Below are 9,321 nucleotides of genomic sequence, written 5' to 3' on the forward strand. Positions count from 1 at the left end.
GCGGGGTGTGAATCGCGGGCCAGCCGGCCCCGGTTCGCACCCTGCCCCCTTGCAAGGAGGCCCACACCATGAAAGGCCTGAGTAAAGACCGCCTGTGGTCGATCGCCGTCCTGACGCCCAGCATCATCCTGATCGCGGTGTTCGTGTACGGCTTCATCGCGCGCAGCGTGTACGTCAGCATGACCGACTGGGGCAACGATCCCGCACAGGCCCTGGCCGAGCACCCGATCATCCGCTGGGTGGGCCTGGCCAACTACGGAGAGCTGTTCACCGGCTTTTTGCAGGGCCGCTTCCGGCAGGAACTCGTGAGCACCATCTTCTTCACGGTGCTGTTCATCGCCGGCTGCCTGATCCTGGGCCTGGGCCTGGCGCTGATCCTCGACCGCAACCCGCGCGGCGAGGGCGTGTGGCGCACCATCTTCCTGTTCCCGATGAGCCTGTCGTTCATCGTGACGGGCACCATCTGGCGCTGGATGCTGCAGCCGCAGGGCGGCGTGAACATGGCGCCCACGCTGGTCGGAGGTGCCCCCAGCACCTTTCCGTGGCTGAGCAGCACCGACTCCGTGCTGAAGTTCGACTGGAACAAGCTGCCGCTGCTGACGGCCAGCGTCGTAGCGGTCGTGCTGATCGTGGTGGCGGTGCGGGCCATGCAGGCCGGTGACCGCCGCCGCACCGTGGTGGCCGCCGTGTGCGCCGGCGTGCTGCTGCTGTGGGCGCTCTTCGTCGGGCCGAACCTCAAGATGCTGCCCGCGCCCGAGTACCACGGCTTCAACCTCGCCCTGATCGGCATCATCATCGCGGCCGTGTGGCAGATGAGCGGGTACACCATGGCGCTGTACCTCGCGGGCCTGCGCGGCATTCCCGAGGAACTGCGCGAGGCCGCCAAGGTGGACGGCGCAAACGATTACGGGATGTACCGGCACGTGATCTTCCCGCTGCTGTCGCCGATCACGCTCTCGGCCATGATCATTCTGGGCCACATCAGCCTGAAGATCTTCGACCTGGTGTACGCCATGGCCGGGCCGGACAACCTCCAGACCAGCGTGCCGGCGCTGAACATGTACCTCACGTCGTTCCGGCAAAACCAGTTCTCGCTGGGCGCCGCGATCGGCACGGTGCTGCTGATCCTGGTGGCGTTCATCATCGTGCCGTACCTCGCGTCGCAGTTCCGCACCGAGGAGGGCCACGCATGACCGCCACACCTGCACAGACCACGCCGGCCACCCTGCCTCGCGCTGGCGTGAAACCCGGGCGCGTGCTGATGTACGCGCTGCTCGTGATCGCCGCGCTGTTCTTCCTGGTGCCCGTGTACCTGCTCTTCGTCACGGCGCTCAAGAGCCCGGACGCCATCAACCTCGCGACGTCGTGGCACTGGCCGTCCGCGCTGAACTGGGCGAGCTTCGCCGACGCGTGGGCCAAGATCGGCGGCAACCTCGGCAACTCGCTGTTCCTGGCGGTGGCCGCGACGATCCTGAGCGCCCTGCTGGGCAGCGTGAACGGCTACGCCCTGAGCAAGTGGAAGTTCCGCGGAGCGAACACGCTCTTCGCGCTGATGCTGTTCGGGATGTTCATTCCGTACCAGGCCGTGCTGATTCCGCTGTTCCAGTTCATCAAGGCGCTCGGGCTGTACGGCTCGATCTGGGGCCTGATCCTGGCGCATGTGGTGTACGGCATCCCGATCACCACATTGATCTTCCGGAACTTCTACGCCGACGTGCCCGACGCCCTGATCGAGGCGGCGACCATCGACGGCGCGGGCTTCTGGAGCATCTACAGCAAGGTGATCTTCCCGATCTCGGTGCCGGGCTTCGTGGTCGTGATCATCTGGCAGTTCACGCAGGTCTGGAACGAGTTCCTGTTCGCCGCGACCCTCACGAACACGTCCTCCCAGCCCGTGACCTACGCCCTGTCGCAGCTCTCCGGCGGGCAGGCGGTCAGCTGGAACCTGCCGATGGCCGGCGCGATCCTGGCGGCGCTGCCCACCCTGCTGGTGTACATCGTGCTGGGCCGCTACTTCGTGCGCGGCCTGCTGGCGGGCAGCGTCAAGGGCTGAGCCCCGCACTGCCTCCACCGTGTCCCGAACGCCGTGGCCCGCGCCGCGGCGTTCGTGCTGTACGGGTGCGCGGGTCCGGCGTGCCGGGCGGGGTAGACTGAGCCCCGACAGCATGGCCAGCGTTGATTCCCCCACGGTATTCGTCGTCGCGGCCGACCCGGCGCGGGCGGCCACCCTTGCCCACGCCCTGCCCCTGGTGACGGTCGTTCCCGTGACGGACGCCGAGACGCTGCTGCGCGAGGCGCACGTCACGCCGCCGGACGTGGCGCTGCTGTACACCGACACGCCCGGGGTGCCGCTGTGGCAGGTGCTGCCCATGCTGCGCCAGCGGGCGGAACTGGGCGGCACGCGCTGGCTGGCGGTGGGCACCCAGGGCCTGGGCGAGATGCTCAGCGCCGGTGCGGACGCCCTGATCAGCGACTCCACGCCCACTGCCGCGCTGGTGTTGCAGGTCCGCACCCTGCTCGGCCGGGCTGCGCAGCACCGCGACATGCAGGGCCGGGTGACGTCCCTGCAACGCCGCATGGATTCCTGGGAACACGAGGAGCGCGTGCGCGACCAGCTGGTGCACATGCTGGTGCACGACCTGAAAAACCCGATCGCGGCCGTGATGGGCCTGCTGGAGATCGTGTACGAGGACCACCGCGTGCCCGAGGACAACCGGGAACTGATCAAGGTCGCGCGCGACGAGACGCAGCACCTCCTGCACCTCGCGGTGAACATGCTGGATGTCCGCAAGATCCAGGCGGGCAAGATGAACCTGAAGCGCGAACTGGTGTTCAGCCCGATGTTCGAGGAAATCCTGGAGCAGGCGCGCGGGGACGTGGGCTCGGGCCTGCGCGACCGGCACGTGCGCAGCGAGGTCGAGCACGACCTGTCACCCGCCAGCGCCGACCCGGAGATCCTGCGCCGGGTGCTTGCCAACCTGATCAGCAACGCCATGAAGCACACGACCACTGGCGGCGTGATCACCCTGATGGTGCGCTCGGTCACCGGTGGCGTGCAGGTGATCGTGCGCGACGACGGCGAGGGCATCCCGGCCGACGACATTCCCAACCTGTTCGCGGCCTTCGAGCAGTCCCGACTGACCCTGCACGGCCGCTTCGACACCGGCATGGGTCTGGCGTTCTGCAAGCTCGCCATCGAGGAGCACGGCGGCACCATCTGGGTGGAATCCGAGCGCGGCAAGGGCGCGACCTTCTACTTCAACCTGCCCCTCGCGGTGGACGGCGAGGACGACGACTTCATCGAGATCCTGAACTGAGGCCCGGCCGTCCGGACCCCGGTACCGACCATGTGCCCCCGATGAGCGCGGATGACGTCCGGCCTGCTCGGGCGACGGCGCCTTTCATGACAGAGTTCTTACAGCACGGGGCTTTGGGCCACTCGATGGTGGCCGGGGACGGGCAGTGACCCAGGTGGAACTCCTGCTGGACGCTGTTTTTCCCTGTCTGACCGCCCGGCGGGGGCAGCGGTGGGGGGGAACGGACGCCCCCGGATTCTGATCCGTAGTTAAATCCTGACTGGGTGCCAGTTAAAGGGGGGTATCATCCACCCGCTGCCGGTGACCGGCACACTGAGTGGCATGAACGTCCCCCGCTCCCCCCTGACCGTGATGGCGCCCGCGCCGCGCCTGACCCTCCAGTCGGCCGCTGGCCGCTCGCAGGCCACCCGCCCGCGTCAGGCCACCGCGTGCAGCCACCTGAGCTGGGCCGGCTGAACGCGACTGGGGCTCACAAGCACAAATCTGGCCGCCTCCGGGCGGCTTTTTCCATGTCACACACGGTGCGATACCCAGGCCTGGACCTGGAAGCCACTAGAAGCCCGGTCGCCGGACGCGCCGTTGTAAGAATTTAGAAAGAGTGGGGTGTCAAGCTTGGGGCATGACCACCATGGAGTACGGCCGACATGTCCGCCGCATTCTGGAATGGGACGAGGTGGAGATCGAGGTGGACGATCCCACCCCGCGCATGCCGGTGGACCTGACGCACGGATCGGTGTTCGTGGTGGAGGAAGAGGACGAGAGCGCTCCGGCCTCCTCGCTGCTGACCTCGGTGGCCCGTCTGTTCGGCCGGCGCTGAACCCTACCGCCCGCTCACACGGCATGAGCAAGGCCCCGCGATGGTCACGGGGCCACCCGCCGACTTCACCCGGTCGGAGCTGGTTGTGGGGTGCCTTTAGTGTACCGTGGACACCAGGCCCGGCGCACCTTTAGGAAAGCTTGAGCTGCCACTCCGTGAAGCGCGCCCACGGCTCGAAGCCCAGCGCCACGTTGATCCCCAGCATCGCCTCGTTCACGTTCGCGTTGCTGGTGCGGACGAAGCGCGCGCCGGGGCACTGCGCCCGCACGTGCTCCAGCATGGCGGCCTTCACCCACTTGCCCAGACCCAGTCCACGCGCCGACGGCCGCACGCCGGTCGCGCCCTGGTATACCAGCGCGGCGCGCTCCGGCAGCCAGAACACCTCGGTGTAGGCGTCGAGCTGCCCGCTGCGGGTGTCCTCGGTGGCCATCAGGAACCGCACCTCGCCCTGCGCGTCGATCATCTTGTCCCACGCGCGGATCATCTCGGGGGTGATGGTCCAGTCCTCCATGTCCAGGTCGCCGCGCGGAGCGGTGTTCATGACCATCATCATGTCCGCCATGCGCGCCAGGTATCCGTCCGGGATGGTCCGCCACACGTGCAGACGGTACGGATCGCCGTCCGGCCGGGTCTGCCAGCGGGCCAGCAGGTCGTCGTCCAGGGCGTTCAGGTCGAGCTGGCTCTGCCGGTTGGCGAGCGCTTCCTCGGCTCCCAGGTGCCGGGCGAAGGCCTCGCCGGCTGGGGAGCGGCTGGTCGTGCCCGCGATCACCACCCGGCGCCCCTCGCGCATGGCCACGTCCCGCAGCGCAGCCCACAGGCGCGTGCCCAGGCCCTGACGTCGGGCGTCCGGATGCACGATCACGCGGACGTGGGCCATGTGGGTGTTCTGCTTGAGGTCGCAGCCCAGCCGGGCATACCCGAGCGCCTCGTCGCCGCTCCACACCACGGCGTGCTCGGTGTGCTCGTCCGGCCCCAGCTGCGTCAGGCCGAGCGCCTCTTTCTCAGGCACCAGCGGTGGGTCCTCCGGGCTGGCGAAGGCGGCGGCGTCGCGCAGCAGGCGGCCCACGGCCAGGCGCTGCTCCGGCGGGGCGCTGCGGGGCTCGAAGGGGGTGACCCTCAGTCCGGCGGCATCGGGAATGGTCATCATGGCCGCAGTGTGACCGGTCGCCCAGCTCGGCACATGGGCCAAGTGGCGGATAGCGTAGGAGCATGAGGGCCCTGCATGCCATCGGCTTCGACGACGCGCCCTTCGCCCGCACGTGGCGCGGCGACGTGGGCATCTACGGCGCGGTCTACGCGGGCCATACCCTGCACGCCGTCGTGTCGGGCCGGGTGCGCCGCGACGGGCGCAACAGCACCGCTGAACTCACCCGCCTGAGTGCCGTGGCCGGCGACCACGTGGGGCTGATCCTGGTGCAGGGCATCGCGCTCGCGGGCTTCAACGTGGTGGACATCCACGCCCTGGAGGCCGCCACCGGCCGTCCGGTGCTGGTCGTGGCCCGCCGCCCGCCCGATCTGGACGCGGTGCGCCGCGCGCTGCTGGACCACGTGCCCGGCGGTGCCAGCAAGTGGCGGCTGGTGCAGGCTGCCGGAGAGATGGAGCCCTGCGCGGGCGTGTGGGTGCAGCGCGCCGGACTCACGCTGGCCGCCGCCGGGGAGGCGCTGGCGTCCCTGACGGTCACGGGCCGCATTCCGGAGCCGCTGCGCGCCGCCCACGTGATCGCCGGCGGCGTGACGCGCGGATCGAGCCGGGGACAGCGCGTGTGAGCCCGGCATTCCGTGGCGCTGGGAGGGTATTGCGGAGTCCGCACCAAAATCGTTTGATGTTCACTCATCAAATTGCTTTGCAAAGCAAGTAGAGTGAGTCCAGCGCCGGGGACCATGCCGCCCCCGGCCCGGAGCGCACGATGCTGACCCTCACCCCCACCGAAAAGCAGGCCTGGCGCGGCTTCCTGCACGCGCACGACACCCTGTGGAAGGGCCTGGACGCCGAACTCGGCAAGGACGACCTGAACCTCCCCGCCTACGAACTCCTGACCACCCTCCAGGAAGCCGGCCTGAGCGGCATGCGCATGACCGAACTGGCGCGCTCGCTGCGCTTTTCCGGCGGCGGCCTGACGCGGCTGGCCGACAAGGTGCAGCGCCAGGGCCTGATCGGCCGCCGCCGCTGCGCCGAGGACGGCCGCGGGTGGGAGGTCTACCTGACCTCCATCGGCGAGGAGAAGCTGCGGCGCATCCATGCCCGGCACCTGCGCGAGGTGCGCCGCCGCTTTCTCGACAAGCTGACCCCGCAGGAAACTGAACTGCTCGCCGGGCTCTGGACCCGCTTCGAGGAGGACACGCCATGACTGCCCCCCACCCCGCGCCCCTCGGCGGCGTGCACCATGTCAGTGCGCTCAGCGCCGACATCGCCGCCAACCACGACTTCTACACCCGCGTGCTGGGCCTGCGCCTGGTCAAGAAGACCGTCAACCAGGACTCGCCCGGCATGTACCACCTGTTCTACGCCGACGGCGTGGGCAGCCCCGGCACCGACATGACCTTCTTCGACTTTCCCCGCGCGGCCCGCGAGCACCGCGGCACCGACTCGATCACCCGCACCACCTTCCGCGTGACCGGCGCGCCCGCCCTGAGCGCGTGGGCTGCCCGCCTGGACGACCACGGCGTGCCCCACGGCGACATTCACGTCGTTGACGGCCGCCTGCACCTGGACTTCGAGGACGTGGACGGCACCCGGCTGTCGCTGATCGACGATGGGGGAGAGGGGCCGCGCGGCGAACCCAACCCCCACACCGACGTGCACCCGGACGACCAGATCCAGGGACTGGGCTACAGCGGCGTCACGGTGGCCGATCACGGCCCCACCGACGACCTGCTGACGCGCGGCCTGGGCCTGAAGGTCGGCCGCGTGTACGACCTGGACGGCTTTCCCACGCACGTGTACGAGCTGGGCGACGGCGGCCCGCACGCGGAACTCCACGTGACCGTCCGCGACGACCTGCCCCGCGCCAAGCCCGGCGCCGGCGGCGTGCACCACGTGGCCCTGCGCGTCCATGAGCAGGAGGACATGGCCCGCTGGCTGCTGCACCTGGCCGATCAGGGCTTCGGGAACAGCGGTCTGGTGGACCGGCACTACTTCCGCAGCATCTACCTGCGCGACGGGAACGGCTTGGTGATCGAACTCGCCACGGACGGTCCTGGCTTCGCCACCGACGAGAGCGTGGACGACCTGGGCGCCCGCCTCGCCCTGCCGCCCTTCCTCGAACCCCGCCGCGCCACCATCGAGGCGCACCTGCGCCCCCTGTCCGTCTGACTCCCGAGGAGACCCCATGACCCTGCACCTCACCGGCTTCCACCACCTGACCGCCGTATCCGGCGACATCCGCGAGAACAAGCGCTTCTACACCCAGGACCTGGGCATGCGGCTCGTCAAGCGCAGCGTGAACCAGGACGACGTCAGCGCGTACCACCTGTTCTACGCGGATAACGTCGGCCATCCCGGCACGGACATCACCTTCTTCGACTGGAATGTGCCGCGCGAGCGCCGCGGCAACCACACCGTCACCCGCACCGGCCTGCGCGTGCGGAACGAGGCGAGCCTGACGTACTGGCAAGAGCGCCTCGCGGCTCTGAACGTCCGCCACGGCGAGATCGTGGAGCGCGACGGCCGCGCCGTGCTGGACTTCGAGGACCATGAGGGCCAGCGCCTGATGCTGGTCACGGACGGCGGCGCCGGCGATCCGCCCACGCCGTGGCCGGACAGCCCCGTGCCCGCCGAGCACCAGATCCGCGGCCTGGGCGCTATTACCATGACCGTCCCGAACCTGCGCAACACCGACCTGGTGCTGCAGAGGGTGATGAACCTGCGCCCGGTGCGCGAGTACCCGGACCCCGAGAGCCCCGCGCACACCGTCCACGTGTACGAGATGGGCGAGGGCGGCGGAGGTCCGCACGCGGAACTGCACGTGGCCGTGCGCCCGGACCTGCCCGCGGCCACGCCCGGTGCGGGCGGCGTGCACCACGTCGCCTTCCGCACGCCGACCGAGGAGCAGTACCACGCGTGGACCGAGCACTTCCAGCACTTCGGCCTGCGCACCAGCGGCGAGGTGGACCGCTACTGGTTCCGCAGCCTGTACGTGCGCGAACCGAACGGCATCCTGTACGAGATCGCCACCGACGGCCCCGGCTTCGGCGTCGACGAGGACATGACCACCCTGGGCGAGAAGATCGTCCTGGCGCCCTTCCTGGAACCCCGCCGCGCGCAGATCGTGGCGAACCTCAAGCCGATCGACTGACGCAGACTGCGCAGAGCCGGAGGCCGGTCAGCCCTCGGCTCTCCACATCTCAGAAGGAGCCCCATGAACTGGATTCACCACCTCGACCGCGGCAGCAGCGACCTCACCGTGCTGCTGCTGCACGGCACCGGCGGCAACGAGCATCAGCTGATGGACTTCGGGCGGCAGGTCGCGCCCACCGCGACCCTGCTGGGCGTGCGGGGCCGCTCACTGGAGGAAGGCTCGCCGCGCTTCTTCCGGCGTTTCACCGCCACCGCCTACGACCAGCCGCACCTGCTGTCCGAGGCCGCCGCGCTGGCCGCCTTCGTCGGCGAGGCCGCGCAGGAGTACGGCCTGGACGCGAAGAAGGTGGTGGCGCTGGGCTACTCGAACGGCGCTAACATCGCGCTGGCGAGCCTTGCTCACCACCCGGACGCGTGGGCGGGCGCGGCGCTGCTGCGGCCCGTGATGCCCATGGACGAGCCGCCGGGCACGGATGTGCACGGCCTGCCGGTGCTCGTGACCAGCGGCGAGCGCGATCCGTACCAGCCCTTCGCCGCGCCGGTCGTGCCGTACCTGACGTCCGTCGGCGCGCGGGTCGAGGAACATCTGCTCAGTGCCGGCCACGAACTTACGCCGCAGGACGTGCAGCTCACGGCCACGTGGCTGGGCCGCCTGTGATCCCCACCCCCGGATTCTGAGGGTGTCGTCAGACGGCGTCAGCGCGCCGTCAATCGCCGCCCGCACACTGCGCGGCATGAAGACCACCCCGACCGCCGTGCTGGCCCTGACCGCCGCCTCTATCCTCTCGACCGCCACGGCGGCACCGAAGATCAGCGCGCAGAGCATCATCGTGAACCCGACGACGCCGGACCTGAGCGTGTCGGTGCGGGTGGACAAGGACACCAGCGGG

Annotated in this window: 11 protein-coding genes and 1 pseudogene; 11 read left to right on the top strand and 1 reads right to left on the bottom strand. The window is 69.6% G+C overall.

Annotation, left to right across the window (positions count from 1 at the left end):
• Window positions 1-68 precede the first annotated feature (68 nt).
• The 5 genes from HNQ07_RS15135 (at window position 69) to HNQ07_RS15150 (ending at window position 4,134) form a co-directional block, all read left to right on the top strand.
• The gene (locus HNQ07_RS15135; RefSeq protein ID WP_184113244.1) at window positions 69-1,193 is read left to right on the top strand and encodes a carbohydrate ABC transporter permease; all 1,125 of its coding nucleotides are present in this window, start codon (window positions 69-71) and stop codon (window positions 1,191-1,193) included.
• Entirely contained in the window at window positions 1,190-2,053 is an 864-nt protein-coding gene (locus HNQ07_RS15140; RefSeq protein ID WP_229832044.1) for a carbohydrate ABC transporter permease, read from the top strand. Before HNQ07_RS15135 ends, HNQ07_RS15140 begins: the two co-directional genes overlap by 4 nt.
• A gap of 112 nt (window positions 2,054-2,165) precedes the next feature.
• A complete protein-coding gene (locus HNQ07_RS15145; RefSeq protein WP_184113246.1) occupies window positions 2,166-3,317 on the top strand; it encodes an ATP-binding protein in 1,152 nt (383 codons plus the stop codon).
• Between the two features lie 321 nt (window positions 3,318-3,638).
• Window positions 3,639-3,773: a hypothetical protein gene (locus HNQ07_RS24110; protein WP_260322942.1), complete on the top strand. Its 135-nt coding sequence runs from the start codon at window positions 3,639-3,641 to the stop codon at window positions 3,771-3,773.
• Between the two features lie 163 nt (window positions 3,774-3,936).
• Window positions 3,937-4,134 carry a hypothetical protein gene (locus tag HNQ07_RS15150; protein ID WP_184113248.1) on the top strand — a complete coding sequence of 66 codons (198 nt, stop codon included), beginning with the start codon at window positions 3,937-3,939 and terminating at the stop codon, window positions 4,132-4,134.
• Window positions 4,135-4,264: 130 nt separating this feature from the next.
• Here HNQ07_RS15150 and HNQ07_RS15155 read toward each other — a convergent pair whose 3' ends face one another.
• Window positions 4,265-5,281: a GNAT family N-acetyltransferase gene (locus HNQ07_RS15155; protein ID WP_229832046.1), complete on the bottom strand. Its 1,017-nt coding sequence runs from the start codon at window positions 5,279-5,281 to the stop codon at window positions 4,265-4,267.
• Window positions 5,282-5,343: 62 nt separating this feature from the next.
• Between HNQ07_RS15155 and HNQ07_RS15160 the strand changes: the two genes are divergently transcribed.
• The 6 genes and pseudogenes from HNQ07_RS15160 to HNQ07_RS24115 all read left to right on the top strand — a co-directional run.
• Window positions 5,344-5,901: an endonuclease dU gene (locus HNQ07_RS15160; RefSeq protein ID WP_184113250.1), complete on the top strand. Its 558-nt coding sequence runs from the start codon at window positions 5,344-5,346 to the stop codon at window positions 5,899-5,901.
• Window positions 5,902-6,041: 140 nt separating this feature from the next.
• Window positions 6,042-6,482 (top strand): MarR family winged helix-turn-helix transcriptional regulator, encoded by a 441-nt coding sequence (locus HNQ07_RS15165; RefSeq protein ID WP_184113252.1) that lies wholly within the window; start codon window positions 6,042-6,044, stop codon window positions 6,480-6,482.
• Window positions 6,479-7,447 (top strand): VOC family protein, encoded by a 969-nt coding sequence (locus HNQ07_RS15170; protein ID WP_184113254.1) that lies wholly within the window; start codon window positions 6,479-6,481, stop codon window positions 7,445-7,447. Before HNQ07_RS15165 ends, HNQ07_RS15170 begins: the two co-directional genes overlap by 4 nt.
• 16 nt (window positions 7,448-7,463) lie before the next feature.
• Window positions 7,464-8,429: a ring-cleaving dioxygenase gene (locus HNQ07_RS15175; RefSeq protein ID WP_184113256.1), complete on the top strand. Its 966-nt coding sequence runs from the start codon at window positions 7,464-7,466 to the stop codon at window positions 8,427-8,429.
• Window positions 8,430-8,492: 63 nt separating this feature from the next.
• Window positions 8,493-9,089 carry an alpha/beta hydrolase gene (locus tag HNQ07_RS15180; RefSeq protein ID WP_184113258.1) on the top strand — a complete coding sequence of 199 codons (597 nt, stop codon included), beginning with the start codon at window positions 8,493-8,495 and terminating at the stop codon, window positions 9,087-9,089.
• A gap of 76 nt (window positions 9,090-9,165) precedes the next feature.
• Window positions 9,166-9,321: pseudogene (locus HNQ07_RS24115) on the top strand (S-layer protein); the annotation flags it as partial.

This window comes from Deinococcus metalli (genome assembly GCF_014201805.1).
Lineage (GTDB): Bacteria > Deinococcota > Deinococci > Deinococcales > Deinococcaceae > Deinococcus > Deinococcus metalli.